The sequence below is a fragment of the Achromobacter sp. SX5 genome, assembly GCF_056711425.1.
The window spans coordinates 1,841,175-1,866,650 of sequence record NZ_CM160041.1 but is presented as its reverse complement, the minus strand read 5'-3'; the positions used below and the strand labels follow the sequence as shown (position 1 = coordinate 1,866,650).

Genomic DNA, 25,476 nt, shown 5'->3' with positions numbered 1-25,476 from the left:
CGGCGCGCATGCGTCTGTAGGATTTTTCTGGATATATTCCGGGCATCTTGCAGGGTTGGCGCGCATCCGCCACAGTATGGGATCGCGACCGCTGCACGGAACTTTGACGTGCCGTTTAAGTCTTATATAAGATACAAGACATACCACTGCGCGCGGCCTTGTCTCACATACAATGACAAACGCGCAAAAACGCCAGAAAATGCCGGCTTTAGGCGGGCAAAACCACGGAGTCCATCATGCCGCACAACACCCTAGACACTCTCAAGAATTTCAAGATCGGCAGCAAGGCCTGTCAGTACTACTCGCTGCCGGCGCTGGGCAAGGCCCTGGGCATCGACGTGCAGCGGCTCCCGGTCTCGATCCGCATCGTCCTGGAGTCCGTGCTGCGCAACTGCGATGGCAAGAAAGTCACCGAAGAACACGTCCGCCAGCTCGCCAACTGGCAGGCCAACGCCAAGCGCGAAGACGAGATCCCCTTCGTCGTGGCCCGCGTGGTGCTGCAGGACTTCACCGGCGTGCCGCTGCTGGCCGACATCGCCGCCATGCGCTCCGTGGCCGACAAGATGGGCAAGAGCCCCAAGAGCATCGAGCCGCTGGTGCCGGTGGACCTGGTGGTGGACCACTCGGTCATGATCGACTACTTCGGCACCAAGGACGCGCTGGACCTGAACATGAAGCTGGAATTCAAGCGCAACCAGGAGCGCTACCAGTTCATGAAATGGGGCATGCAGGCGTTCGACACCTTCGGCGTCGTGCCGCCGGGCTTCGGCATCGTCCACCAGGTCAACCTTGAATACCTGGCCCGCGGCGTGCACCACGACAAGAAGAACAACGTCTACTACCCCGACTCCCTGGTGGGCACCGACAGCCACACCACCATGATCAACGGCATCGGCGTGGTCGGCTGGGGCGTGGGCGGCATCGAGGCCGAAGCCGGCATGCTGGGCCAGCCCGTCTACTTCCTGACCCCCGACGTGGTCGGCGTGGAACTCAAGGGCCAGCTGCGCGGCGGCGTCACCGCCACCGACCTGGTGCTGACCATCACCGAAATGCTGCGCCGCGAAAAAGTGGTGGGCAAGTTCGTCGAATTCTGCGGCGAAGGCACGGCCAGCCTGTCCGTGGCCGAGCGCGCCACCATCGGCAACATGGCGCCCGAATACGGCGCGACCATGGGCTTCTTCCCGGTCGACGAGCGCACCATCGACTACTTCCGCGGCACCGGCCGCACCGAAGAGGAAATCGCCGCCTTCGAAGCCTATTTCAAGGCCCAGAAGATGTTCGGCATCCCCAAGGCCAAGGACATCAACTTCACCAAGCTGCTGACGCTGGACCTGTCCACCGTCGCGCCGTCGCTGGCCGGTCCCAAGCGTCCGCAGGACCGCATCGAGATCGGCAACGTCAAGAACACGTTCATCGACCTGTACTCCAAGCCGATCGCCGAGAACGGCTTCAACCAGCCGGCCGAGAAGCTGGAACAGACCTTCACCACCAGCGCCGGCACCAAGATCAAGAACGGCGACATCCTGATCGCGGCCATCACGTCCTGCACCAACACGTCCAACCCCAGCGTGCTGCTGGCCGCCGGCCTGCTGGCCAAGAAGGCCGTCGAAGCCGGCCTCTCGGTGCCCAAGCACATCAAGACCTCGCTGGCCCCCGGATCGCGCGTGGTCACCGAGTACCTGACCAAGACGGGCCTGCTGCCCTACCTGGAAAAGCTCGGCTTCGACGTGGCCGCCTACGGCTGCACCACCTGCATCGGCAACGCCGGCGACCTCAGCCCCGACCTGAACGAAGCCATCATCGGCAACGACCTGATCTGCTCGGCCGTGCTCTCGGGCAACCGCAACTTCGAGGCCCGCATCCACCCGAACATCAAGGCCAACTTCCTGGCCTCGCCGCCGCTGGTGGTGGCCTACGCGCTGGCCGGCACCGTCACGCGCGACCTGATGACCGAACCGGTCGGCCGCGGCAAGAACGGCGACGTCTGGCTGGGCGACATCTGGCCGACCACCGAGGAAATCAACTCGCTGCTCAAGTACGCGCTGGACCCCAAGGCCTTCGAGGCCAACTACGGCCAGGTCAAGAGCAACCCCGGCAAGCTCTGGGAGAACATCAAGGGCGTCAAGGGCGATACCTACAACTGGCCCGACTCGACCTACATCGCCGAGCCGCCGTTCTTCGATGGCTTCGGCATGACGCCGGGCGCGATCCCGACCGTCAAGGGCGCCCGCGCGCTGGGCGTGTTCGGCGACTCGGTCACCACCGACCACATCTCGCCGGCCGGCTCCATCAAGGAAACCTCGCCCGCGGGCAAGTGGCTGAAGGAGAACGGCGTCATGAAGGCCGACTTCAACAGCTACGGCTCGCGCCGCGGCAACCACGAGATCATGATGCGCGGCACCTTCGCCAACGTGCGCATCAAGAACCTCATGATCCCGGCCCTGCCCGACGGCAGCCGTTTCGAAGGCGGCGAAACCCTGTTCCAGCCCACCGGCGAACAGATGTCCATCTATGACGCGGCCATGAAGTACGTGGCGGCCGGCACGCCCACCGTGGTGTTCGGCGGCGAAGAGTACGGCACCGGCTCCTCGCGCGACTGGGCCGCCAAGGGCACCCAACTGCTGGGCGTCAAGGCCGTCATCACCCGCAGCTTCGAGCGCATCCACCGCAGCAACCTGGTCGGCATGGGCGTGCTGCCCCTGCAGTTCAAGGGTTCCGACAGCGTGCAGTCGCTGGGCATCACCGGCGAGGAAACCTACGACATCTCGGGCCTGGAAAACGGCATCAAGCCGATGCAGGACGTCACGCTGACCATCACCCGCAAGGACGGCTCCAAGCAGGACGTCACGGTGCTGCTGCGCATCGACACCCCGATCGAAGTCGACTACTACCAGCACGGCGGCATCCTGCCCTTCGTGCTGCGCCAGCTGCTGGCGGCCTGATCGGCGGCAGGCTGCACAAAAAACCCCGGGACCGCGAGGTTCCGGGGTTTTTTCACGTTTCGAGGGGCCGGCAAAGCCGGCAACCCCATCAATCGTCGAACGCATACGCGTCCATCGCCAACGCCCCGTACGAGATTTCATCGGTCAAACGGGTGGCCGACGCGCCGCCCGCGCCCAGGGCCACATAGAACGGCATCAGGTGGTCGTCATGCGGATGCGCCTGGGCCGCGCCCGGGGCCTGGGCCTGCCAGTCCAGCAGCGCGGGCAGGTCGCGCGCGGCCAGCCGGCCGGCGTACCAGTCCTGGAAAGCCGGCACGTACGGCAGCGCCGGCGCGTTCTGCGGCATGCGGACGTGGCGCAGGTTGTGGGTCAGAGAACCCGATCCGACGATCAGGATGTCCTCGTCGCGCAGCGGCGCCAGCGCGCGGCCCAGCGCCAGCTGGCCAGCCGCGTCGCGCCCCATGTCCAGCGACAGCTGCACCACCGGCACGTCGGCCTCGGGGTACAGGTAGCGCAGCGGCACCCAGGCGCCGTGGTCCAGCGGGCGGCGCGGATCGTCGGCCGCTTCGATGCCGGATTCCGCCAGCAGGGCCTGCACGCGCGCGGCCAGCACCGGCGAGCCGGGCGCGCCGTATTGCAGCGTATAGAGTTCCGGCGGGAACCCGCCGAAATCGTGCCAGGCCACCTGGCGGTCGCGGGTAGACAGCGCCAGCCCCTCGCCCATCCAGTGCGGCGACACCACCAGCACGCCCTTGGGCTTGCGGCCTTGCGCGGCGCTCCAGCCCGCCAGCGCGGGGCCGGTCAGGCCGGGTTCGACGGCCAGCATGGGCGAGCCGTGGGAAACGAAAAGCGTGGGCCAGCGCATGGCGGGGCCTCCTGATAATGCGTCGATGACAGCATTCTCCGCTGTTTCCGATCAGCAATAAACTACCCACAAAGGGATGGTATGTTGCTCATTCGGCATCAATAGGCGTGCATGCCCGGCCCGGAGCCCGGCTTGGGGTCGACCGCAAGCGGGGCGTTCCACGGGCGTTAAACTATCGCGTTGCACACTTTCTGGATGTACTCCGAAGTTATGGCCCGATCCCGCAGCCAATCCACTCCCCGCATGTCGCGCGACGCCACCCGGCTGGTCACGCTGGCCCAGGCGCTGAACCGCTCGGGCAGCCGCCTGGAAGACGTGTTCTGGGAGACCCAGCTTGGCGAAGCGATCCCGAAGCTGCTCAAGGGAGGGCAGGACGCTCCCCTGGAGGCGGCCCTGGACCACCTCGCGCAGAGCGACGTGGGCGCTTATGAAATCCTGATCGAACAGGCTGAAACCCTGTCCGAATCCATGAAGATCGAGAAGAACGGCGTGCGCTACGACGTTCTGCTGATCGTGGCGCCCATCGTCGCCTGGACGCGCTACGCGATTCCCACCGGCTCGATTCCCGCCGGCGCCCAGCAGGCCCTGCTCGCGCAGCTGCACGGGCACGTGCTGTCCAGCAAGGCGCGCAGCGCGCTGATGCCCGTGCTGGTCAGCGTCGACCAGATGCCGCGCACCTTCTCGGAAACCTGGCAGTGGCTGCAGCGCCTGGGCTCGCAGGCGCTGGGCGCCGAGACCGCCAAGCCCGCGCTCAACACCGAGGTCGAGACCGCCAACATGCTGGCCGACACCCGCTACATCGTGGCGGCCGTGGCCGTGCCGGAGAACGAGCCCATCTTCCGCTGGCAGGAACAGATGGGCGAAGCCGACGCCAGCCGCGACGCCAGCCAGCAACAGTGGGCCGCCCAGGCCCAGCCCACGCTGGCCGCCCTGCTGCCCGGCTGCGGCTTCGAAATGCTGCTGCCCGACGCCTATTACGTGAGCAACCGCGAAGCGGACCGGCGCGTGCGCCCGCTGTCGCTGCGCGCGGCGGTCAGCTGGCTCGAAGGCGCGGTCAGCCTCGAGGCCTCGCAGCTGCGCGCGGTGGTGGCCGGCTGCGGCGAAAACCGCATCGACGAATACCGCGTCGGCTTCACGGCCCGCAACAGCAACGACGTCTATTACGGCTGCGTGTGGCCGCTGTACGGCCGCGAGGAAGACCTGCCGGTCGACGAAGGCCAGCCCGACGTGATCGACGAGATCGCGGCGCTGCTCAAGGAATACGGCGTGACCGACGTGCGCCGCATCCCCGGCGTGCTGCCGCCCGAGTACTGCGAAGACTGCGGCGCGCCCTACTTCCCCAACCCGCTGGGCGAACTGGTGCACGCCGAACTGCCCGAGGACGCGGAAGCCTCCCCGGCCAAGTTCCACTAGGCCGCGCGCTGCCATGCAGGCGGACATCTTCTGCCGGGTCGTCGACAACTACGGCGACATCGGCGTGTGCTGGCGCCTGGCCCGCCGCCTGGCGCACGGCCGAGGCTGGGACGTGCGCCTGTGGGTCGACGACCTGGCCAGCTTCGCCCGCATCCAGCCCGGCATCGCGCCCGGCCTGGCGCAGCAGCGGCTGGCCGGCATCGACATCCAGCACTGGAGCGACGCGCCGGACCCCGCCCTGGCCTCGCGCGACGTGGTGATCGAGGCGTTCGCCTGCGATCCGCCCGCGGCGTTCCTGGAAAGCATGCGGCGCCGGCCTCCCGTCTGGATCAACCTGGAATACCTGAGCGCCGAGTCCTGGGTCGAAAGCTGCCACGGCCTGCCCTCGCAGCGGCCGGACGGGCTGGTCAAGCATTTCTTCTTTCCCGGTTTCACCGAAGCCACCGGCGGCCTGCTGCGCGAGCCCGGCCTGTCGGCCGAACGCGACGCGCTGCAGGCCTCGACGGACGCGCAAACCGCCTTCCTGCGCTCGCTGGGCGTGGGCGAGGAGCTGCTGTTGCGCCGCCGCGACGGCGCCCGCACCGTGTCCCTGTTTTGTTATCCCAGCGCGCCGGCGGCCGAGCTGGTCGGCGCGCTGGCGGCCGATCCGCGCCCCAGCGTGCTGCTGGCCCCCGAAGGCGTCGCGCCCGGGCTGGAAGCCGCCTGCGCGGCACCCGGCGCGCCGCTGCTGGCTCGCCTGCCCTTCGTGGCGCAGCCCGACTTCGACCGCCTGCTGTGGTGCTGCGACCTGAACTTCGTGCGCGGCGAGGACTCTTTCGTGCGCGCCGCCTGGGCCGCGCGGCCGCTGGTCTGGCAGATCTACCCCCAGGACGGCAACATCCACCTGGAAAAGCTGGAGGCCTGGCTGGCGCGCTATCCGGCCCCGGAAACCGCCCAGGCCCTCATCCGCGCCTGGAACCAGCCCGAGCCCGGCCGGACGGCGGCCGCGCTGGCCGCCGCCCTGGCGCCGGATGCCTGGAACGGCTGGGCCGAGGCGGCCCGGGCCTGGGACGCCAGCCAGGCCGCGCGGCCCGACCTGGGCGAAAATCTGGCCGATTTCTGCGCAGAGTTGGCGAAGAAACGTTAGAATAGAGAGTTTTCCGAGAGCCCTGTATTTTGTCGGGCCTCAACTATGACGCCTCCCGGGGTGTGCACTAAGCCCAGGCGCCGGCCTTACGGCCAGCTTCCCGGGGGCTTTCTGCTAGCACGGCGAGTGCACCTATCACCCCGGAGTTTTATCGATGAAAACCGCTCAGGAACTGCGAGTCGGCAACGTGGCCATGGTTGGCAAGGACCCCCTGGTGGTCCAGAAGGCCGAATACAACAAGTCCGGCCGTAACGCCGCCGTGGTCAAGCTGAAGTTCAAGAACCTGCTGACCGGCGCCGCCAGCGAATCGGTCTACAAGGCCGACGAAAAGTTCGAAGTCGTCCAGCTCGACCGCAAGGAGTGCACCTACTCCTACTTCGGCGACCCGATGTACGTCTTCATGGACGAAGAGTACAACCAGTACGAAATCGAAGCCGACAGCATGGGCGACGCCCTGAACTACCTGGAAGAAGCGATGCCCGTGGAAGTGGTCTTCTACGACGGCCGCGCCATCTCGGTGGAACTGCCCACGACCATCGTGCGCGAAATCACCTACACCGAACCCGCCGTGCGCGGCGATACCTCGGGCAAGGTGACCAAGCCGGCCAAGATCAACACCGGCTTCGAACTGAACGTGCCGCTGTTCTGCGCCATCGGCGACAAGATCGAAATCGACACCCGCACCAACGAATACCGCAGCCGCGTCAACAACTGATCGGCCACGGACGAAAAAAATGCCAGACCTTCGGGTCTGGCATTTTTTTTGGCTGGCGGGCCTTTTTGCCGCCGGGCCGCCCCAAGGCAAAAACGCCCCCCTCGGGGGGCAGCAAGCACGCGCAGCGTGCGCGGCGTGGGGGCCTTTTTGCCGCCGGGCCGCCCCAAGGCAAAAACGCCCCCTCGGGGGGCAGCAAGCACGCGCAGCGTGCGCGGCGTGGGGGCCTTTTTGCCGCCGGGCCGCCCCAAGGCAAAAACGCCCCCTCGGGGGGCAGCAAGCACGCGCAGCGTGCGCGGCGTGGGGGCCTTTTCTCTATTGCAGGCGTTCGTCGTCCAGGAAGTCGGGTACCGCCATCACCTCGATGCCGTCGTCGGCCAGTTCGGCGCGCTCCTGCGGCGTGGCGGTGCCGCGGATGGGCCTGTCGTCGGCGTCGCCGGCATGGATGCGGCGGGCCTCTTCGGCAAAGCGCGCGCCGACGTTTTCGGTGTTGCGCAGCACGGCGCGGACCTGGCGCATGACCACGGCCTGCAGCGCCGCCATTTTTTCGGCTTCGCTGGCGTTGGCCGGCAAGGCGGGCCGGGCAGCCGGCTCGTGCAGATTGGCCACGTTCAGCCGCGGCGCCGACAGGCGCTTGGTAATGCTGGCCGACGCACAGACGGGGCACGTGACCAGGCCGCGCGCCTGCTGCGCGTCATAGTCTTCGTGCGAACCGAACCAGCCTTCGAAGAGGTGGCCGTGTTCGCACTCGAGGTCGAATACTTTGAGAGCCATGGCATTCATATGGGGTGCAATGGCCAGAATACAAGAAAACGCCGCCCGGCCCGCGCCCGCCTCGGGCTACTTCCCGCGCTTCTGGGCCGGCGCGCCCGCCACCTGGGCCTGCTGGGCCTGCAGCGCGTCGATCTGGCGCTGCAGGTCGCGCAGCTGCTGGCGCACGTCCTTTTCCTGTTCGGCCAGCGCCGTCGCTTCCTGGCGCGACTGTTCCTGGCGCGCGGCGACCTGCTGTTCCTGCTGCAGGCGCAGCGCGCGGTCGGCCTGCAGGGTGCTCAGTTCGGCGCTGCGCGTGGCCAGCAGTTTTTCGGCGTGGGCGGTTTCGGCCTGCAGCTTGATGCGCTTGATGTCCACCTCGGCCAGGTCCGCCGATTGGGCGGCGAAGGCGCGATAGGTCGATTCGGCCTGCTTGTCCGACTGGGTCTTCAGCACGCGCCAGAAATCCTTCTGCTGGAACAGCGCGACGTAATAGGTCAAGTCGTCGGGCTTGAACAGCAGGCTCGCGCCATAGGTGCCGTTATAGGCCGTGCGCAGTTCGGAAACCTGGCGGTTCTGTATCAGCGACTGCAGTTCGGAAACGGTGGACGAGGGCCGCGCGGCCAGCGCCGGCGCGCTCGCCGGCGGCGTCACGGGCGTGGACGCCGCCTGCGTATCCTCCACCTGTTTAACCGTGGGACGCGGCTCCTCGGGCTGCGCGACGGCGCAGGCCGCCAGGCCGGACAGGGCCGTTCCCAACAGCGCCATGCGTGCGGCGCCACGGATAAAGTGGACTTTCATGCCTACCCCAAAAAAAAGTTTGCGGAACTATAGCAATTTATTTCACCGAGGACGCCTGGATTTACACCTCGGCGGCCTCTCCCTGCCCTGCGCCCAGGTGCAGCTTGCGCATTTTTTCCCATAGCACCTTGCGGCTGATTCCCAGCGCGTTGGCGGTATCCTGGCGGCGCCAGCCGTTGCCGTCCAGCGCCGCCAGGATGCGGGCGCGTTCGGCGCGCTCGGCGTCGGTGAACACCGGCGGCTCGCACTGCGCGCCGGCGGCCGCCAGCGGCTCGGCGAGCTGGCCGAAGATGCGTTCGATGCGCGGCGGGTCCCAGGCACCGAGCTGGCGTCGCATTATGGCCACGCGCTCGGCCACGTTGGACAGTTCGCGCACGTTGCCGGCGAAGCGCGTCTGCGCGACGCGCTCCAGCAGCCACGCCGGCGGCTCGTCCGGCGCGCCCAGCCGCTCCAGCAGGGCGCGGAAGATCGCCGCCTTCTCGGCGCCGCCGCGCTCGTCCAGGTTGGGAATGCGCAGTTCGATCACCGCCAGCCGGTAATACAGGTCGGCGCGGAACTCCTCCTGCCCCACCAGGGCGCGCAGGTCCTTGTTGGTGGCGGCGATCAGGCGGAAGTCCACCGGCACTTCCACCGTCGAGCCCAGGCGCGTCACGCTGTTCTGCTCCAGCACGCGCAGCAGCTTGACCTGCTGGTAGCGCGGCAGGTCGCCGATCTCGTCCAGGAACAGCGTGCCGCCGTGGGCCTGTTCGAAATAGCCCTTGTGCGCGCCGATCGCGCCGGTGAACGCGCCCTTGGCGTGGCCGAAGAAATGCGCCTCGAACAGGCCTTCGGGAATGGCGCCGCAGTTCACCGCCACGAAGGGGCCGTCCGACCACGGCGCGCGCTCGTGCAGCAGGCGCGCCACGCGCTCCTTGCCCACGCCGGTTTCGCCGTGGATCAGCACGTTGCTGCGGCAGTCGGCGTACAGCTCGGCTTCGGCCAGCAGTTCGCGCATCGGCGCAGACACCGCGATCAGCGGCTGTTCGCGCCGGGGCGCGGCGCGCTTGACCTGGTCCAGCACGCCCAGCAGTTCGAACAGCAGCTTGCGCAGATCGGAGGCGGTGAACGATGGCGGCAGCGTGTACGAGTATTCGGGCGGGTAGTAGCGCGGATCGCGCCCGCGCGCCTCGGACGCCACCCAGATGATGGGCAGGCCCTGCGCGGCCAGCCAGTCGTAGCCGCTGAAGCGCGTATCGCCCATCACCGAAACCGACACCAGGGCCACCGCCGGCCGTCCGGCATCGCGCGGCGGCGGAAAGGCCGTGCCGGCGTCGGCCCGCAACAGCGCCACGTCCATGCCGGCCAGGCAGCGCTCGGCGCGGCTGGCGATGTCGGAGGTGCCCTCCCAGACATAGAGATCGAATTCGTCGCGCATGAATTTCTGGCTCATGGCGCGAACCTCGCGGGCAGACAGGCAGCGGAAATCACGATATTCACCATCAGTACACCAGGCGGGGCTTGCCGCAATCGACGGAAATCAGGGAGACGTCGGTCTGGCCCAGGCTCAGGCCCAGCAGATTGAGCAGCTGCTGCAGCAGCACCGACAGCGTGTCCAGCAAAGGCGTCAGCAGCGCGACGACCACCGACAGCACGCCGCCGACCTGCCCGCCGTCGCTCAGGGCGAGCGCGCCGACCGCTTTGACGCGGCATTGCCGGATATCGTCGGGGCCGCCGGCCATGAAGCAGGCCACGTCGCTCAGCGGCGCCGCCAGCAGCGTGTTCAGGATGCCGCCGACCAGCTGCAGCGTGCCGCCCAGCACGCCGGTCAGGCCGCCGGTGCTCAGGCGAGTGCCGAGCCGCTCCATCGCGTCCTTGGACCACTGCATGTCGTTGACGACCTTGGACACGGTCTTGCCGGCATGCGAGGCGTCGCCGCCCACCAGCCTGGCGGCAAGGTCCGCGCGCTCCTTGTCCGTCAGCGGCGTGCCGGTACTGAACAGATCGCCCAGGATGCCGCCGATCAGCGCGTCCGACAGGTTGGACGCCAGCTGCGCCAGGTCGACCTGGGAGGCGTTGATCGTGGTGCTGGAGTTCGGCGACGGCGGCTCGGTCAGCAGCACCGATACCGGCGTGGACGACGGAAACACCGACAGCGGCGGGTCGGCGATCTTGGCGGTCAGCGGCAGGATGCCCAGCACGTTCAGCACCTCGTGGCGTCCGATGGCGGCCGAGGCCGAGGACTCGCAGCTATTGGTCAGCGACACGAAATGATTCGGGTCCCGGTCGGTGCTGGACTGCATGGCGGGGAAGCTGCCCAGGCACAGGTTCACCAGCGACGAAGACACGTCGATGACGGCCTGCGATTCGGTCAGCGGCGCCTCGCACAGCTTGCTGACGGTGCCGGTCGATTGCGCCACGTCGATGATGATGGGCAGGTCCACGCGGGTGCCCAGCGTGTCCGACAGCAGCGGGCCGACCAGCGGGATGGTGGCGGTATTGACCCGCAGGTACACGCGGATGCCGGCGCTGGTGGCGCGCGCGCCCACGCCGCCGATGCCGATGGAAGGCGGCTCGACCACGCGCACCTGCGCGTCCACGCCCAGCAGCGGCACGCTCAGCCCGAGGTTGATGAGGTTCTCGCCGTTGGCGATCACCAGCGAGGTCTCCAGGATGTTGCGCGCGTTGATGTCGGCCTGCAGCGCGGAATGCGCGCCGCCGCCCTGCACCGACAGGTCGAGCAGGCCGCCGTCGCCGAACAGCTTGACCGGCAGGTCCAGCGGCATCACGTCCAGCGCCACGCCGATGGCCCGGGCCAGCAGCCCCACGTCGGCGCTGGCCGTGCCCATTTTGTCGATGACGCTCAGGGTCGCGTTGAGCAGCTGGCCCAGCGTCAGGTTCTCCACGGCCGCCAGCTGTTCGGGCGTGCCCACGCCGGTTGCGACCGACAGCGGCAGGCCCAGGGCCTTGAGCAGGCCGGCCGGCGTGATCTGGACGTTGGCCAGCCCGGCCGCGTCCAGCACGTCGAGCTGGGCCGGCGAGGCGCCGACGGTGGCCAGCAGCCGCGACAGCAGGCCGCCGCGCTCCAGGCGCAGCAGGCGCGAGCCGACCGAGAAGACGGCGACCGGCCTGGAATTGGCCGCCACCGCCGAGACCGAGGCCGGCAGGCCGCCATCGCCGCCGCTGAAGCTGGGGATGATGCGGCTCAGCCGCTTGCTGACCGTCACGCGCACGGCGTTGAACGCCTCGTCACCGGCCGGATCGAACAGGTGCATGCCGGCGGCGTCGGCGCGGTCCGGGTCCCAGACCTTGCATTCGACGGTGATGTCGGCGTCCGTGAAGCGGTCGATCAGCGTGGGGATGTTGCGCCGCGCCGAGGCGCGGCCGGCCGCGATCGCCGGCGCGCAATCGGCTGGCGCGCCCAGCCCCAGCGCCTGCACCGCCGACAGCGCGGCAAGGTCCGCGCCCTTCTGCATCTCGCGCTTCATGTAGAAGCTGTAGGCCAGCTGCGCCGCGCCCAGCAGCACCACCCCCACCAGGATCGCGAAGACCACGGCCACGGTGATGCTGCCGCGCTGACGCGGCAACGGGACGGGACGCGAAGAATGAGCGCGCATGTTCGGTTCCGGCTCGGGTCCGGGCATCAGTTTGTGTTCTTGGTTTCGACGCGCTTCTGCAGCCACTCGGGGATCGGGTGCTTGAAGCTGTCCAGATAGCGGTTCCAGGCGGCGGTGGACACCGGCCCCAGGATGGGCAGCGCGCCGCCCGCGCGCCGGCCGTCGGCCTGCGCCGCCAGCAGGCCGCGCGTGACGTCGCCGAACGCTTCCGGCGCGGCCTCCTGCGGCGCGGCGCTAGCCTGTTGCGGCAGCGGCGTGGAAACCTGCTGTACCACCGGACGGTCGGGCATGGCGGCCGGCGCCGCAGCCGGGGCGGTCGGGGCCGCGGGCGTCGGCGCGCCGGCGGCCATGCCGCCGGTCAGCGGCGCATTCGACTGCGCATGCGCGGCGGGCGCGGCCAGCGCCAGGGCGGAGAACAGCAGCGTGGTGTAGGAACGGATGTGGGACATGTCGAAATTCCTGGCTGAATACGGTTAACGCACGATGGGCCCGTTGCCCAGGCCCTCCATCAAGGGGCTCATCATCGGCATCACGGCGCCGCCCGCGCCGGAGACGCGGGTGGCCGGCAGGCCGGCCGCGGGCATGGGCATGGGCGCGACCTGGCCGCGGATCTCGGCAGCCAGGCGCAGCACCTGGCCGCGGGCCTCCTCGCCCAGCTGCGCCTGGTCCATCAGGCGCTGCGCCTTGAGCGGGTCGCCTTCGACCAGCAGCAGCACCGCCATATTGGCCAGCACCCGGCCGTTCTCGGGCGCGAGTTCGGCCGCCTGGCCCAGCGGCACGCGGGCGCCGTTCAGGTCGCCGGCGCGCAGCCTGGCGTAGCCCAGGTCGCCCAGGATCTGCGCGTTCATCGGCGCCAGCCGCGCCGCCTGCGCGAAGTCGTCGGCCGCCTGCTCGTACTGGCCGCGGCCGCCGGCGATCAGGCCCAGGCCATGCCAGCCCTGCGCGGCCTGCTCGCCGCGGGTCAGCGCGCGGTAGGCCTGTTCGCTGGCGGCGGTCTGGCCGGTCTGGCGCAGCGCGTCGGCGCGCATGACGGCCACGCGGCTGTCGGCGCCGAACTTCTGCTGATAGGCGTCGATGTAGGCCAGCGACGCGAAATAGCGCTCCTGGCGCTGCGCCTCGGCGATCATCGACAGCATCATCTCCGGCTCGCGCGGCCGGTTGCGGCCCTGGGCCTCGTCTTCCTGCTGGCGCGCCAGCGCCTGCTCCTGCTGCTGTTGCTGGATCAGCTGCCACGCCGACTCGGCGCCGTTGCTCTTGCACCCCGCCAGGCCCGCCAGCACCGCCGCCGCGGCCATGCCGCGCGCGCAGCCGCGCCGCCAATTCATCGCGCCCGCCATCATGTTCCCCCCATGCGCGACAACGCGCGTATCACCGCTATGAATCCCGCTCCGCCCGTGACGATCAGCAGCGCCGGCAGCAGGGTCACGATCATGACGCCCGTCATCTTGACGGTGGTCTTGCCGACCCGCTCCTTCAGCTCCAGGCGGCGCGATTCGCGCAGCCGTTCGCCGAAGCGGTTCAGCGGCTCCTGCACCGCGCCGCCGTGCTGGTCCACCTGCGCGATCAGGCGGCAGATGGCGGACAGATCGTCGTTGTCGAAGCCGGTCGCCAGCCGCGCCAGCGACTGTTCGCGCGTGCGGCCGCGCACGTAGAGTTCGGAGGCCAGCCGCAGTTCCTGCGACAGCACCGGCAGCACCTGGCCGAATTCCGCCACCAGCACCTGCAGGCTCTGGTCGATGGACAGCCCCACGCCCTGCAGCAGGCGCAGCAGGTCCACCAGCAGCGGCAGTTCGTCCGCCGCCAGGCGCCGGCGGCGCGCCACGCGGCGGCGCAAGGCCCATTTGGGCAGCATGTAGCCGAACCCGAAGCCGAAGAAAGCGGCGAGCAGCATGCCGCCCAACGAGCCGATGTGGCCATAACGCAGGCCCGCCGTCACCGCCGCCACCGGCAGCAGCAGCGCCAGGCCGAAGCGCGCCACCACGAAGCGCGAGCGGGCCGTGGCGGCGTCGGCATAGCCGGCCATGTCCACCAGCTTGCGGTCTTCGGCGGCCAGGAGCGCATCGGCCAGGCGCCCCTGGCTCAGGCGCCTGCCGAACGAATCGGCGGCGCGCGCGGCGGCCGCGAGGCGGCCCTGCGCGTCGGCGGCCGGCAGCGGCGCGGCCGCGCCCTCGCCCATCTGGCGCGCCGCCAGCGCCTGGTCCACCACCTGGCGGCTGCGGCTCTGGCCGCGCAGGCGCCGCACCAGACCCACGCCCAGCACCAGCATGGCCGCCGCGATCAGCATCAGCGCCGCGGCCAGCGTGGTCGAGGCGTTCCAGGACTGCAGGATATGCATCGCGCCTCTCCTCAGATCGACTTGGCCATGCGGTACAGCCAGTAGCTGCCGCCGATCTGCAGCGCCACCGCGGTCACCAGCATCTTGAAGCCCGCCGGGTCGTGCCACAGTCCCATGAAGAGATTGTTGTTGGTCACGATGATGAAGCCGGCGATCCCCACCGGCAGCAGCGCCAGTATCCAGGCCGACAGCCGCACCTCGGCCGAGCTGGCCGACAGTTCGTTGCGCGCCTGGGCCACGTCGCGCATGAACGCGGCCATGCGCTCCAGCACCTGGTCGCTGCGCCCGCCGAAGCGCATCGCCAGCGACACCACGGCGGCGATCATGTACAGCTCTTTCAGCCCGTACAGGCGCGACACGTGCACCAGCGCCGCGTCCAGCTCCTTGGCCGAGCGGCTCAGGCTGGCCGCCGTCTCCACCACTTCGCGCAAGGGTTCGTCGGTGTTGGCGGCGGCGGTCTGGAAGGCCGAGCCCATGCTGTTGCCGATGGTGACCAGGCGCACGATGTTGTCCAGGAACGCCGGCAGCTGCGCGATCATGCGGCGCTGGCGCTTGTCGGCGCGCAGCCACAGCAGGAAATACTCCAGCACCGCCACCAGCACCAGCGTCACCGCGCCGGACAGCCCGCCCAGCAGCAGCCAGGCCAGCGCCGCGCCGCCGAACAGCGGCGCCGCCAGGCGCAGATAGAAGCCGGGGCTCTGGCGTATGCCGGCCACCAGCAGCAGGCGGTCCCATCCCAGCAGGCCGCTGCGCATGGCGCGCGAACCGGCCGCGAACGTGTCGTCGTCCGGGCGCGCGTCGCGCACGCGGTTGAGCTGGTTCTCCAGGAACGCCGAGCTCGCGGCGCGGCGCGCGCCGCGGCTGGCGTGGCGCCACAGCAGCGCCGCGCCCAGCATCAGCGCCAGCGCCAGGCCGGCCAGTATCAGGACCCGCTCCATCAGCGCCTCCGGCTCCAGAACCCGCCGCCACCGCCGCCATCGCCGTCGCCGGACGCGGCGTCGTTGGCGCGCGCCTCGCTGCGCATCCTGGCCAGCTTGGGCGTATGCGGATGGATGCCCAGCCATTTCCAGCGGTCTTTTTCCTCGCCCTCCGGCGTCAGGAAGGTTTCGTGGCGGTACAGCTCCTGCGTGGAAATCACGTTGTCGCCCATGCCCGTCACCTCGGTCACCGACAGCACGCGGCGCTTGCCGTTGGACAGGCGGCCGATCTGCACGATGAAGTCGAGCGCGCTGGCGATCTGGCGGCGCAGGCTGTCCTCGCTGCCCTGGAAGCCGGCGAAGCCCGCCAGCATCTCGATCCGGTACAGGCACTCGCGCGGCGAGTTGGCGTGGATGGTGGCCATGGAGCCTTCGTGCCCGGTGTTCATGGCCTGCAGCATGTCCATGACTTCGGCGCCGCGCACTTCGCCCACCACCACGCGGTCCGGGCGCATCCGCAGGCTGTTGCGGATCAGCTCGCGGATGGTCACCGCGCCGCTGCCGTCGAAGCCGCCCTGGCGCGATTCCAGCCGCACTACGTGCGGGTGATTGAGCGACAGTTCGGCCGTGTCCTCGACCGTGACCACGCGCTCGGTGCCGGGGATGAAGAACGCCAGCGCATTGAGCAGCGAAGTCTTGCCCGAACTGGTGCCGCCGGACACCAGGATGTTGCAGCGGTTCTTCACCGCCTCGTGCAGCAGCCGGTAGATCTCTTCGTCGAACGTGCCCAGCGTCAGCAGGTCGGCCGGCTTGAGCGGGTCCTGGCGGAACTTGCGGATCGACACCATGGGGCCGTCCACCGCCAGCGGCTCGATCACCACGTTCAGCCGCCCGCCGTCGGGCAGGCGCGCGTCCACCATGGGGCTGGACTCGTCCAGGCGGCGGCCGATGGGCGCCAGGATGCGGCGCACGATGCGCAGCACGTGCTGATTGTCGGTGAAACGCAGCGTCTCGCGCGCCAGCACGCCGCGGCGCGACACGAACACGTTGTCGTAGCCGTTGATCAGGATGTCTTCCACCGCCGGGTCCGCCAGCAGGTCCTCCAGCGGCCCCAGGCCCGCCAGTTCCTTGGTCAGGGCCTCGGCGATCTGCCGCATCTCGCCTTCGTTGATCGGCACCCTGCGCAGCCGCACGAAGCTCGCGACCTCGATGTCCACGAACTCCTGGATCGCCGAGCGCGCCCAGCGGCCGAACTCGGCGCCCAGCTCCTCGATGCGGGAAAGCAGGTGCTCGTAGGCCGCCGTCTTCACTTCCTGATAGCGGTTCGACGCCGAAAAACCGGAGTCGCCTTCGCCGCCGAACTCAACCGTCGCTGTCATGATCATGTGGGATTCCGTTGCTGTCCGTCCGTGTTGCCGTCAACCCGCCATGCGGCGGTGCACGCCGGGCAGCCAGGTCGCGAGCCAGCCGGCGCGCCCGCCGGCGGCGTGTTCGTGGGCGCTCAGTTTTTCGGCCAGCGCCTGCACCGCGCGCACGTAGATGTCGCGTTCGGCTTCTTCATGCAGCAGATGGCCCTGGTTGGTGCACACCATCAGCGCCAGCGTGCGGTCGGGCAGCGTGCCCACCAGGTCCAGCTGGAAGCGCTCGGCGATCTGCTGCGCGGTCATGCCGTAGCGCTCGTCGTAGCGGTTGACGATCAGCCCCAGGCTGCGGCGGTCCACGTGCATCTGCTCCAGCTCCTGCAGCAGGCCGGCCAGCGACACCAGCGCGCCCACGCTCTGGTCCGTCACGATCCAGTTCTGCTCCGAGGCGCGCGCCAGGCCGGCCACGAATTCGGGATTGGTGAAGCCGCCGGCATCGGCCACCACCACGCCGAAATGCTGGCGCATGCGCTCGAACACCAGCAGCGAATCGGACAGCGAGGCGTCGCGCATCTGCGCCAGGTCGCGCGGCAGCGACAGCACGCTCAGACCATTGGCCGTGTGCGGCATGGCCGAGCCCAGCAACGTGGAGTCCAGGCGGCGCAGGTTGCGCGCCGCCTCGGCGAAGTCGAAGTCGCCGCCGATGTTCAGGTACAGCTGGCAGTCTCCCACTGGCCAGCCCAGGTCCATCAGCGCCACGCGGCTCGACAGCGGCAGCGTCGAGCCGGGCTCGGCCGCGGCCGCGCGCGCAGCCTTGCCACCGGCCGCGTTGCGCGCGCAATGGGCCTGTTTGAGGCGGTCCTGCACCATGCCGGCCAGGTGCACGGCCAGCGTGCTGGCGCCCACGCCGGGGCGCGCGCTCAGCAGCAGCACGCTGCGCCGCGATCCGCCGCCGGGCGCGTCGCCCGCCTGCGCGTTCATCAGGCGCTGCACGATTTCCTTGATTTCCTGCGGCGCCACCGTGGGATCGACGAAGTCGCTGACCCCGGCGCGCAGGGCCGCGATCGCGCCTTCGGGCTGGCTCAGCAGCCCCACCGCCACGCGCGGCAGGCTGGGCGCGATGCGCGCCAGCAGGCGCGCCAGCTCGGCCGACTTGAACAGCTTGCCGGGCTCGTCCTCGCTCAGCGTGAAGTCCAGGAACACCACCTGCGGCGCGATGTCCGCCAGGCGCCGCGCCAGTTCTTCCGTGCCGGGCGACTCCTGGGTCAGCATGCCCATGTCGCCCAGCGCCTGCCCCAGCTGGGCGGCGATGTCCGCCCCGCGGGAGCAGAACAGGAATCGCCTGCCGTTCTGCAGGCCCTTCCATTCGCTCGTATGTGTCTTCATATCGTTCACCGCGAAAATCCCGGCATCTGCTGGCCGCCCATCGGGCCGGTCAGGTAATAGCCCCAGGCGTTGAAGCCGTTGTCGGCGCGCTCCTGCCTGGCCCCCGGCAGCGGCAGCGTGACGCCGCGCGCGATGGGGCGCACCAGGCGCGGCGTCACCACGATGACCAGCTCGGTGTCCTCCTGCTTGTAGTCCAGGCTGCGGAAGAAAGTGCCGATGATGGGCAGGTCGCCCAGCAGCGGCACCTTGCTGACCATCGCCTTGGTCTGGCGCGACACCAGGCCGCTGATCACGAAGCTCTCGCCGTCGCCCAGCTCCACCGTGGTGTCCGCGCGGCGCGTGCGCAGCGCCGGAATGATGGAGGCGGAGTTCTCGCCGTTGCTGATCGCGATGCCGTTGCTGTAATCGAGTTCGCTGGCCTCGGGCGCCACCTTCAGCGAGATGCGGTCGCGCGACAGCACGGTGGGCGTGACGGTCAGGCCGATGCCGAACGGCTTGAACGTGACCGACACGGTGCCCAGCCCGCCGGATTCAGGGATGGGCAGCTCGCCGCCGGCCAGGAAGCTGGCGCTCTGGCCCGTCAGCGCCACCAGCGTGGGCTCGGCCAGCACGCGCGCCATGCCGTTGTTCTGCAGCAGCCGCAGATTGGCCGAGAAGTTGTTGGTGTCGTAGAACAGCGAGAAGCCCGAGGCCGCCGCGCCCAGGTTGGCCGGCACCAGGCTGGCGCTGGCGCTCCACGGGCCGCTGCCGCCGGCCGACCAGTTGATGCCCGCTTCTTTCATGACGGAGCGCGACACCTCGACCACTTTTACCTCCACCTGCACCACGCCGCTGGTGCCGGCCGAGGACACGTCCACCACGTTCTTTTCCCCGCCCACGGCCGAGGCCGCCATCGCCACGGACGCGACCTGCCCCATCGGCGTTTCGGCGTGGCCGGACACCACCGCGCGGTCGCCGGCGATGTCGATGTTGGCGCCGCCGGCGATGCCGCGGCTGGCCAGCGCGCCCTGCACGCTGCCGCCCACGCGCAGGTTCCAGACCTGGGGCGCGGGATTGGAGCCGCTCCAGACCTGCAGCTGCGTGGTGCCGGCCTTCTTGCCGTAGACCAGGATGGCGCCCGCGCGCTTGCCGCCGGCGGGCAGGATCTTGACGTCGGCCACTTCCGGGTCGCCGATGGCCAGGCGCGAGGGCACGGCGCCGTCCAGCAGCAGGGTCTGCTGGCCCTTGACCGCCAGGTTCAGGTCGCGGACCGGCGCCGGCGCGCTCGCGGCCGGCGCCGCGGTTTGCGCTACGGCGCTCGCGCCGCAGCCGAACGCGGCAAGCGCCGACAGGACACAGATGACGGTGGTGCGCTGATGTTTCTTCATGGTGCTGGATCGAGTTATTTGGGAGAGTCCAGCCGCCGGGGCCCGCATCGGCCCCGCGGCCGCTGTCAGTAACGCACGCGCTCGGTCTTGTCGCCGCGCACGATTTCCACCGACCGGCCGCCGCCGGCATTCGCGCCGCGCGCCACGGCCGCGGGCGTACGCGCCGCCGTCGTGGTGCCGTCGAGCTGCACCAGGCTTTCGCCGGCATAGGCGCGGTTCGGCGCGAGCTTGAGCGCATCGCGCTGGGCCGGCGTCAGGTCGGCGCGCACCGGCAGCACGCTGCCGCGCTGCACGAACAATTCCGTGTCCGGCAGGGCCTCGTCGCCCAGCGGCCGCAGCGCCAGCTGCAGGCGGCCGGCGCGGCTGGCCAGCATCAGTTCATTGACGCGTTCCAGCGGCACGGCCAGGACCGCGGTCTTGGCCGGCTGGTTCGGCACGCCCGCCTGCCCTGCCGGCTTTTCCTCCGGACCGTCCACCGAAGCCTTGCCGTAGGCCAGCACGCGCAGCTGCGATTGCAGCAGGCGCGCCTGCGCGCCAGGCACTTCCTGGCCTTTCTCGATCATGAAGAACACGTCGACCCAGTCGCCCGGACCGATGCGGTTGCCGCCGCCCACGACTTCGTCGACCGCGATGGCCACGGCGCGTTCTCCTTCCTTGAGCTGGCGCGCCAGTCCCTGCGCCAGCAGGCTGGGCAGCATGGGATCGCCCGCGGCGATATCGACCTTGGCCACTGCGCCTTCCAGCGGCGCGGCCGCCTCATAGCCGCCCGACAGCGCCGCCTGCCACTGCGCCACTTCCAGCATCCGGGCCGCGTCGATGCGCGTGCCGGCCGCGATCGGCGTCTTGGCCACGACCACCGGATAGCGCTTGACGGGCGCGGCGACCGGCGCCGCCGGCGCGGGCGCCGACGCCGCGGCGGCTGGCGCGCTGGCCGGCGCGGACGCCAGCCTCCAGGCGATGAAGGCCAGCACCAGCCCCGCTACCAACAACATCCCTGCGACGATCTTGCTCAAACTGCTCATGGTGTCCCCTGCGATATCTGTACGACGGCTTGCGAATGCAATTGGTTGGGAATCCAGTTCCGGCCCATGCCCGGCAACGAGGTGATCAGGCCCTGCAGGGTGGCCAGCAAGGGCCAGGACTGGGTTTCATAAGTCAGGTTCACGGTGGCGCAGTCGGACTGCCGGCCGGCCGGGCCGCTCCACTCGCAAGGCGCGCGCGAGGCCGCGCACACCACGCTGGAGCCGGACGAGAACGCGCTCATGGCGGCGGAACAGGCCGCCGCCGGCACGTCGGGCTCGCCGTTGTAGCGGGCCGAAACCGCGGCGCGCGCGCCGTCGGTCGCGGCCGCGGCCAGTTGCTGCTGCATCCAGAACAGCGCGCTCACGCCCAGCACGCCGCAGATGAACAGCAGCAGCACGATCAGGGTCAGCGAAAACTCCAGCGCCGCGACGCCGCGCTGGCGCCGCGGCCGGCAATGGAGCGGATGAGGGGTGCGCATCTCAGCCCTCCCCGTCCAGCTGGTCCAGATGCACGGTCGCGCGCGCGCTCAGCACGCCGGAGGCCGGCATCAGCGCCGTGCGCAGCAGCGGCACCGTGGGGATGAGCGGATGGGCGCCATACGGATAGGACACGGTCACTTCGATCTGGCCGTCGGCCAGCGGCAGGCCGCTGCATGCGCCGCCGCCCGAACTGCTCAGCGCGCCCGCGCTGCCGCACACCGCCACCCGCACCGGCGAGGCCGACAGCGTGCTGATCCATTCGGCCCGCTGCAGCGCGGTGTCGCGTCCCGCCCCGGCCCGCGCCGCCAGCGAAGCGGCGCCGCCCTGCCATTGCAGGATCTTGCGCGCGCCGTCCTGCGCGGCCAGCGCGACGGAGTTCTGTGCGGCGGCGACCAGCGAATAAGTCAGAATCCCGTAGAACAACAGGAAGAACACTACGAATACCAGGCCGAATTCCAGGGCATAGACGCCACGCTGAGCGCGGCGATTCCCATGTACGCGGCGTACGGAATCTGGCGCAGCCGCGCGCCCGGCGCCCACACGCGCGAGAGCGCCAGCACCAGCAAGGCATGCAGGCCCGCCAGCAGGCTCGACAGCACGAGCACCGCCAACAGCGCAGGCAGCCCCAGCAGCAGTCCCAGCACGGCGATGGCCTTGACGTCGCCCGCGCCCATCAGGCGCCGGCTCCACAGCAGCAGGAACGGCAGCGCCGCGGCGAACCCCAGCCAGGCCATGAGCCAGCCGGACCAGCGCGGCGGATAGGCCCAGCCGGGGGCCAGCCACGCGGCCAGCAGCCACAGCAGCTGAAGCGCGAACCCCGACACCACCAAGGCGTTCGGGACGCGGCGGTAGCGCAGGTCGTTGTAGACCAGCGCCAGATTCCAGCTTGCGAACAGCAACCACCACAATGCTTCCCCTGGAGACAAGGCAGGACCTTCAAGAATCGGAAATCGGATACGACAGCGGACGCGCGGCGTGCTTCTCGAATCAAATAAAAAAAGCTGGACGGGAGCCGCGGCAGCGGGCGGGCGGCCCGCCGTCGCGGCATGGGAAGCGATCGGGATCAGCCCGGCGTGTTGTCGCTCAGCGCGCCGCCCAGTCCCGTGAACAGGCCTTCGAGCGCGTCGGTGAACGTGCCCACCACGGCCAGCAGCGCCACCGCGATCATGCCGGCGATCAGGCCGTATTCGAGCGCGGTGATGCCCTCTTCTTCATTCCAGAATTGCATGAGTTTTTGCTTCATTTTCGAACCTCACTGGTCTCGATTGATCATCAAGCCGCCCCGCCGGCGGCAGGCCCGGCCACACTTCCAGAACCACTCGCACACCGTCGCTACTGCAAGGCGGCGCGCGTCCGGAATCCTGCTTATTCCGGCCCCTGGACGGACCCGGGATACTTGCCCGGATGCGCCACCGGCGCCGATTCAATGATCGAGTCAATGCGCTGCGCCGTGCGCACGCGAAACCGCCGGGACGCCCGCTGCAGATGCCAGCGCATCAGCAGCATGGTCGCCACGGATAATGCAAACGCGATATAGGGCAGCATTGCGCCGCCGATCTGCGCGCCCGAATATTCGCGGGACGTGGTGCAGACCACGGTCCCGGCCGCGGCGCCGGTGTAATGCATGCCGCAGATCGCCACCGCCATCAAAATGGCCGCGCCGGCGCGCTGGCGTTCGTTCTGGGTATTGAAGGCGAGCCACAATGCGGCCGACGCGGCCACCACGGCGATAAACACCGAGGCCGTCACCATGGGCAGGTCCCAGGCCAGCACGGCCGGCATGCGCATGGCGCTCATGCCCACATAATGCATGGAGACCACGCCCAGCCCGGTGGCCACGCCGCCCGTCAGGCAGCGCAGGAAAGTAAAACGCTGGCGGCCGACAAACCAGAATGCCCAGCCGGAAAAACCCGCGGCGACCAGGAAACTGAGCAGCGTGAGGTCGAATTGATAACCCACGTCGAAAGGCAGGTTCTGGGCCTGCATACCGATGAAATGCATGCTCCAGATACCGACTCCGCCCATTGCGACGGCGCCGATCAGTATGTAGCCGAAACGGATTTCGCCATCGCGGGTTTCCGCCCGGATACCCGCCGCGGCCAGCATCGCCACGTAGGAACCGAGCACCGCAACGAAAAACGAAAGCGCCACCAGGCCACCGTGGAACGAAAGCGGAACGATTTCACCTGACGTCATGGACAGCCTCTTTTGAAACTGGCCGCACGCAGCGCTGCGGGCCCATGATTCTGCTTGCGGTCACCCTTTTCAAACTTGCGGATTTCCTTGGGCTGAACATTTCGATGCAATGAGAAGATACGTTATTTGTAGTCTTGTATATTACCATTTAATACACATCAGGGTTTTCCCTTATATTCGCAATAATGCTGTATTTAAATGTAAATAACGTTCTTTAAGTTAAGAATATCTCATTGAAAAACATATGGTTATCTATCAAACACGCCAGTTTATGCAGTTTCAAATTTGCAACAACTTAGCGAAAACGCTAATTCACTATATGGTCCAATGAAATAAATTGTCATTTTAGTCAGCGACTGGCACCATAACGCGACCCCGGCGACCGGCGGTGGAAATAGTCGATAAATATCGGAAAGGCCATGGAACTGCGCCGCGGAAACAAGAGACATCAAAAGGCATGAGACGTACATTTCCGGCAGCTTCAGTTTCCCTGGTCCTCGCCTGCGCCCTCGCGGCAGCCGGCAATGCTCGCGCAGACGGCCCTTTGCGCGGCAATCCCGTCGATTCCATGCCCAAACTGGAGCGGCCGCCGTCGGCCACCCAGCCGCCGCCCGTGGTGCAGACGGCGACGCCGGAACAAATGGCTTTGCAGGCGCGGCTGGCGCAGCGCATCGTGCCGCGCAATTTCGACGTCAGCGGCGTGCGCGCGATTCCCTTCGAAGAAGTGGCCGCATTGCTGAGCCCGCTGGCCGGCAAGGAAATAAGCCTGGGCGAACTGGTCCAGCAGGTCGACAAAATCACGCTGCTGTACCGGGAAAAAGGCTATCCGCTGTCGTTCGCGCTGGTGCAGAACCAGAGTTTCGCCAACGGCCTGGTGGTGGTGACGGTGGTCGAGGGATATATCGGCTCGGTGCGCATCGAAGGCGATATCGGCAACGCGCAAGACCGGCTCGATACCCTGGCCGGCCCGTTGAAAGAGGAAAGGCCGCTCAAGCAGGCCACGCTGGAACGCCAGCTGAATCTGATGCGCACGGTGCCCGGCGTCAAATTCACGCCCAGCCTGGATCTGCCGCGGCGCGCCGACGGCGCCACAGAACTGGTATTGGCGGCCAGCCGCCAGCCGGTCAGCCTGACCGGCGGCATCGCCGACCTGGGCACCGGCATGCAGCCGCTGGTGAATATGGCGACCAACAGCCTGACGCCGCTGGGCGAACAGGTGAAGCTGACCGCCGCCGTGCCCTTCAATACCGACGACGTGAAATACTTCAACGGTGAAATCCGCGTGCCGATCGGCGCCGACGGCCTGGCGCTGAAAATCGACGGCTACCACTACGACGCGCGCCCCGAGGACGATGCCATCGAATATCTCGGTTTCGAGCGCCGCGTCAAAAACGACCGCGTCGGCCTCGGCGTGAGTTATCCGTTCCTGCTCAACAACAGCCGTTCGCTGACCGGCACGCTGGGCGTCTATGCCGCCAATTCCAAGGACCGCTACGACGCGCGCAACAGCGACCGCTGGCTGCAGCAGGACGCCCGCGTGCGCGCCGCCAACGCGGAACTGCGTTATATCCAGGTATCCGAGAGCCAGGCCACCGACATCACGTTAGGCGTCGCCAAGGGTTTCGACGCCGCCGGCGCCAAAAAAGACATCTCAACCAATTACGGCTATTCCGCCACCCCGATCCTGGACCTGGATTTCACCCGCTATAACCTCAACGCCAAGCAGACCTTTGCGTTGCCGGGCCAGTTCGGGCTGGTTTTCTCGGGCGCCGGGCAATATTCCAGCAATATCCTGCCTTCCTCGGAGCAGGTCTCGTACGGCAGCTGGCGCTACGCCATGGGCTATCCCCAGGGAGAACAAAGCGGGGATAAAGGCATAGGCGTCTCGGCGGAAATAAACCGGCGCTTCGGCACCGGCTGGCAGTACCTTTCCAGCGTGCAACCCTATGCGATGGTCGACTATGCGCGCACCTGGTACAACAACAAAAGCCTGCAGGAACTGAACCAGCGGCATTTGTCTTCGGTGGCGCTGGGGCTGCGGATCACGGACGATAAGTATTATCTATTCGATTTCAACGTCGCCAAGCCGGTGGGGTCGGCGACGGTCGACAATGACCGCGACCTGCGTTTCAACGCGAATTACTCGCTTTATTACGACGCGTTCTGAGCGCGGCGTTACGTAACGCCGCCCGTAACGTAACGGCCGATAA

General features: G+C 68.3%; 23 protein-coding genes. 5 read left to right on the top strand and 18 right to left on the bottom strand.

Annotated elements, in window-relative coordinates; all coding sequences use genetic code 11:
* Window positions 1–236: 236 nt before the first annotated feature.
* Window positions 237–2,942: an aconitate hydratase AcnA gene (gene acnA / locus AC1M14_RS08810; RefSeq protein WP_102772430.1), complete on the top strand. Its 2,706-nt coding sequence runs from the start codon at window positions 237–239 to the stop codon at window positions 2,940–2,942.
* An 88-nt stretch (window positions 2,943–3,030) separates the two neighbouring features.
* Here the strand turns inward: acnA and AC1M14_RS08805 are convergent, their stop codons facing one another.
* Window positions 3,031–3,807 (bottom strand): DODA-type extradiol aromatic ring-opening family dioxygenase, encoded by a 777-nt coding sequence (locus AC1M14_RS08805; RefSeq protein ID WP_479731418.1) that lies wholly within the window; start codon window positions 3,805–3,807, stop codon window positions 3,031–3,033.
* 210 nt (window positions 3,808–4,017) lie between these two features.
* Here AC1M14_RS08805 and AC1M14_RS08800 point away from each other — a divergent pair, with 210 nt between their 5' ends.
* The 3 genes from AC1M14_RS08800 (at window position 4,018) to efp (ending at window position 7,061) form a co-directional block, all read left to right on the top strand.
* Window positions 4,018–5,220: a DUF2863 family protein gene (locus AC1M14_RS08800; RefSeq protein WP_111824646.1), complete on the top strand. Its 1,203-nt coding sequence runs from the start codon at window positions 4,018–4,020 to the stop codon at window positions 5,218–5,220.
* Between the two features lie 13 nt (window positions 5,221–5,233).
* Entirely contained in the window at window positions 5,234–6,346 is a 1,113-nt protein-coding gene (earP, locus tag AC1M14_RS08795) for an elongation factor P maturation arginine rhamnosyltransferase EarP (protein WP_479731417.1), read from the top strand.
* Window positions 6,347–6,500: 154 nt separating this feature from the next.
* The gene (gene efp / locus AC1M14_RS08790) at window positions 6,501–7,061 is read left to right on the top strand and encodes an elongation factor P (protein ID WP_102772434.1); all 561 of its coding nucleotides are present in this window, start codon (window positions 6,501–6,503) and stop codon (window positions 7,059–7,061) included.
* A 312-nt stretch (window positions 7,062–7,373) separates the two neighbouring features.
* Here the strand turns inward: efp and AC1M14_RS08785 are convergent, their stop codons facing one another.
* From AC1M14_RS08785 to AC1M14_RS08705, 17 genes are all read right to left on the bottom strand, one after another.
* Window positions 7,374–7,832, bottom strand: coding sequence for a DUF1178 family protein (locus AC1M14_RS08785; protein ID WP_479731416.1), 459 nt, complete (start codon window positions 7,830–7,832; stop codon window positions 7,374–7,376).
* Between the two features lie 66 nt (window positions 7,833–7,898).
* On the bottom strand, window positions 7,899–8,609 hold the full coding sequence (locus AC1M14_RS08780; RefSeq protein WP_102772435.1) for a DUF2968 domain-containing protein: 711 nt from the start codon (window positions 8,607–8,609) through the stop codon (window positions 7,899–7,901).
* Window positions 8,610–8,670: 61 nt separating this feature from the next.
* Window positions 8,671–10,038 (bottom strand): sigma 54-interacting transcriptional regulator, encoded by a 1,368-nt coding sequence (locus tag AC1M14_RS08775; RefSeq protein WP_479731415.1) that lies wholly within the window; start codon window positions 10,036–10,038, stop codon window positions 8,671–8,673.
* A 49-nt stretch (window positions 10,039–10,087) separates the two neighbouring features.
* A complete protein-coding gene (locus AC1M14_RS08770) occupies window positions 10,088–12,202 on the bottom strand; it encodes a TadG family pilus assembly protein (protein ID WP_479731414.1) in 2,115 nt (704 codons plus the stop codon).
* A gap of 26 nt (window positions 12,203–12,228) precedes the next feature.
* Window positions 12,229–12,651: a DUF3613 domain-containing protein gene (locus tag AC1M14_RS08765; RefSeq protein WP_102772438.1), complete on the bottom strand. Its 423-nt coding sequence runs from the start codon at window positions 12,649–12,651 to the stop codon at window positions 12,229–12,231.
* A gap of 24 nt (window positions 12,652–12,675) precedes the next feature.
* Complete coding sequence (locus AC1M14_RS08760) at window positions 12,676–13,527, bottom strand: tetratricopeptide repeat protein (RefSeq protein ID WP_258231371.1); 852 nt, start codon at window positions 13,525–13,527, stop codon at window positions 12,676–12,678.
* A gap of 11 nt (window positions 13,528–13,538) precedes the next feature.
* Entirely contained in the window at window positions 13,539–14,537 is a 999-nt protein-coding gene (locus AC1M14_RS08755; protein ID WP_102772439.1) for a type II secretion system F family protein, read from the bottom strand.
* 11 nt (window positions 14,538–14,548) lie between these two features.
* On the bottom strand, window positions 14,549–15,475 hold the full coding sequence (locus AC1M14_RS08750) for a type II secretion system F family protein (RefSeq protein WP_102772440.1): 927 nt from the start codon (window positions 15,473–15,475) through the stop codon (window positions 14,549–14,551).
* A complete protein-coding gene (locus tag AC1M14_RS08745; protein WP_102772441.1) occupies window positions 15,475–16,839 on the bottom strand; it encodes a TadA family conjugal transfer-associated ATPase in 1,365 nt (454 codons plus the stop codon). The genes AC1M14_RS08750 and AC1M14_RS08745 overlap by 1 nt, the downstream gene beginning before the upstream one ends.
* A gap of 33 nt (window positions 16,840–16,872) precedes the next feature.
* Window positions 16,873–18,210: a response regulator/pilus assembly protein gene (locus AC1M14_RS08740; RefSeq protein WP_168202095.1), complete on the bottom strand. Its 1,338-nt coding sequence runs from the start codon at window positions 18,208–18,210 to the stop codon at window positions 16,873–16,875.
* The gene (locus AC1M14_RS08735) at window positions 18,207–19,568 is read right to left on the bottom strand and encodes a type II and III secretion system protein family protein (protein ID WP_111824640.1); all 1,362 of its coding nucleotides are present in this window, start codon (window positions 19,566–19,568) and stop codon (window positions 18,207–18,209) included. The genes AC1M14_RS08740 and AC1M14_RS08735 overlap by 4 nt, the downstream gene beginning before the upstream one ends.
* A 65-nt stretch (window positions 19,569–19,633) precedes the next feature.
* Window positions 19,634–20,590 carry a Flp pilus assembly protein CpaB gene (cpaB, locus tag AC1M14_RS08730; protein WP_102772444.1) on the bottom strand — a complete coding sequence of 319 codons (957 nt, stop codon included), beginning with the start codon at window positions 20,588–20,590 and terminating at the stop codon, window positions 19,634–19,636.
* On the bottom strand, window positions 20,587–21,069 hold the full coding sequence (locus tag AC1M14_RS08725; RefSeq protein WP_102772445.1) for a TadE/TadG family type IV pilus assembly protein: 483 nt from the start codon (window positions 21,067–21,069) through the stop codon (window positions 20,587–20,589). The genes cpaB and AC1M14_RS08725 overlap by 4 nt, the downstream gene beginning before the upstream one ends.
* Window position 21,070: 1 nt before the next feature.
* A complete protein-coding gene (locus tag AC1M14_RS08720) occupies window positions 21,071–21,505 on the bottom strand; it encodes a TadE/TadG family type IV pilus assembly protein (protein WP_246842340.1) in 435 nt (144 codons plus the stop codon).
* A complete protein-coding gene (locus AC1M14_RS08715; RefSeq protein WP_102772446.1) occupies window positions 21,505–21,978 on the bottom strand; it encodes a prepilin peptidase in 474 nt (157 codons plus the stop codon). The genes AC1M14_RS08720 and AC1M14_RS08715 overlap by 1 nt, the downstream gene beginning before the upstream one ends.
* A 155-nt stretch (window positions 21,979–22,133) precedes the next feature.
* Window positions 22,134–22,298 (bottom strand): Flp family type IVb pilin, encoded by a 165-nt coding sequence (locus AC1M14_RS08710; protein WP_440130625.1) that lies wholly within the window; start codon window positions 22,296–22,298, stop codon window positions 22,134–22,136.
* A gap of 137 nt (window positions 22,299–22,435) precedes the next feature.
* Entirely contained in the window at window positions 22,436–23,266 is an 831-nt protein-coding gene (locus AC1M14_RS08705; protein WP_111824639.1) for an MHYT domain-containing protein, read from the bottom strand.
* Between the two features lie 568 nt (window positions 23,267–23,834).
* Here AC1M14_RS08705 and AC1M14_RS08700 point away from each other — a divergent pair.
* Window positions 23,835–25,433 (top strand): ShlB/FhaC/HecB family hemolysin secretion/activation protein, encoded by a 1,599-nt coding sequence (locus AC1M14_RS08700; protein ID WP_246842410.1) that lies wholly within the window; start codon window positions 23,835–23,837, stop codon window positions 25,431–25,433.
* Window positions 25,434–25,476: the final 43 nt, after the last annotated feature.

Excerpts from the sequence above, each read along its gene's own strand:
- acnA (WP_102772430.1), top strand. The coding sequence starts at position 237 with ATGCCGCACAACACCCTAGACACTCTCAAGAATTTCAAGATCGGCAGC.
- AC1M14_RS08805 (WP_479731418.1), bottom strand. The coding sequence starts at position 3,807 with ATGCGCTGGCCCACGCTTTTCGTTTCCCACGGCTCGCCCATGCTGGCC.
- AC1M14_RS08800 (WP_111824646.1), top strand. The coding sequence starts at position 4,018 with ATGGCCCGATCCCGCAGCCAATCCACTCCCCGCATGTCGCGCGACGCC.
- earP (WP_479731417.1), top strand. The coding sequence starts at position 5,234 with ATGCAGGCGGACATCTTCTGCCGGGTCGTCGACAACTACGGCGACATC.
- efp (WP_102772434.1), top strand. The coding sequence starts at position 6,501 with ATGAAAACCGCTCAGGAACTGCGAGTCGGCAACGTGGCCATGGTTGGC.
- AC1M14_RS08785 (WP_479731416.1), bottom strand. The coding sequence starts at position 7,832 with ATGGCTCTCAAAGTATTCGACCTCGAGTGCGAACACGGCCACCTCTTC.
- AC1M14_RS08780 (WP_102772435.1), bottom strand. The coding sequence starts at position 8,609 with ATGAAAGTCCACTTTATCCGTGGCGCCGCACGCATGGCGCTGTTGGGA.
- AC1M14_RS08775 (WP_479731415.1), bottom strand. The coding sequence starts at position 10,038 with ATGAGCCAGAAATTCATGCGCGACGAATTCGATCTCTATGTCTGGGAG.
- AC1M14_RS08770 (WP_479731414.1), bottom strand. The coding sequence starts at position 12,202 with ATGCGCGCTCATTCTTCGCGTCCCGTCCCGTTGCCGCGTCAGCGCGGC.
- AC1M14_RS08765 (WP_102772438.1), bottom strand. The coding sequence starts at position 12,651 with ATGTCCCACATCCGTTCCTACACCACGCTGCTGTTCTCCGCCCTGGCG.
- AC1M14_RS08760 (WP_258231371.1), bottom strand. The coding sequence starts at position 13,527 with ATGAATTGGCGGCGCGGCTGCGCGCGCGGCATGGCCGCGGCGGCGGTG.
- AC1M14_RS08755 (WP_102772439.1), bottom strand. The coding sequence starts at position 14,537 with ATGCATATCCTGCAGTCCTGGAACGCCTCGACCACGCTGGCCGCGGCG.
- AC1M14_RS08750 (WP_102772440.1), bottom strand. The coding sequence starts at position 15,475 with ATGGAGCGGGTCCTGATACTGGCCGGCCTGGCGCTGGCGCTGATGCTG.
- AC1M14_RS08745 (WP_102772441.1), bottom strand. The coding sequence starts at position 16,839 with ATGATCATGACAGCGACGGTTGAGTTCGGCGGCGAAGGCGACTCCGGT.
- AC1M14_RS08735 (WP_111824640.1), bottom strand. The coding sequence starts at position 19,568 with ATGAAGAAACATCAGCGCACCACCGTCATCTGTGTCCTGTCGGCGCTT.
- cpaB (WP_102772444.1), bottom strand. The coding sequence starts at position 20,590 with ATGAGCAGTTTGAGCAAGATCGTCGCAGGGATGTTGTTGGTAGCGGGG.
- AC1M14_RS08725 (WP_102772445.1), bottom strand. The coding sequence starts at position 21,069 with ATGCGCACCCCTCATCCGCTCCATTGCCGGCCGCGGCGCCAGCGCGGC.
- AC1M14_RS08710 (WP_440130625.1), bottom strand. The coding sequence starts at position 22,298 with ATGCAATTCTGGAATGAAGAAGAGGGCATCACCGCGCTCGAATACGGC.
- AC1M14_RS08705 (WP_111824639.1), bottom strand. The coding sequence starts at position 23,266 with ATGACGTCAGGTGAAATCGTTCCGCTTTCGTTCCACGGTGGCCTGGTG.
- AC1M14_RS08700 (WP_246842410.1), top strand. The coding sequence starts at position 23,835 with ATGCCCAAACTGGAGCGGCCGCCGTCGGCCACCCAGCCGCCGCCCGTG.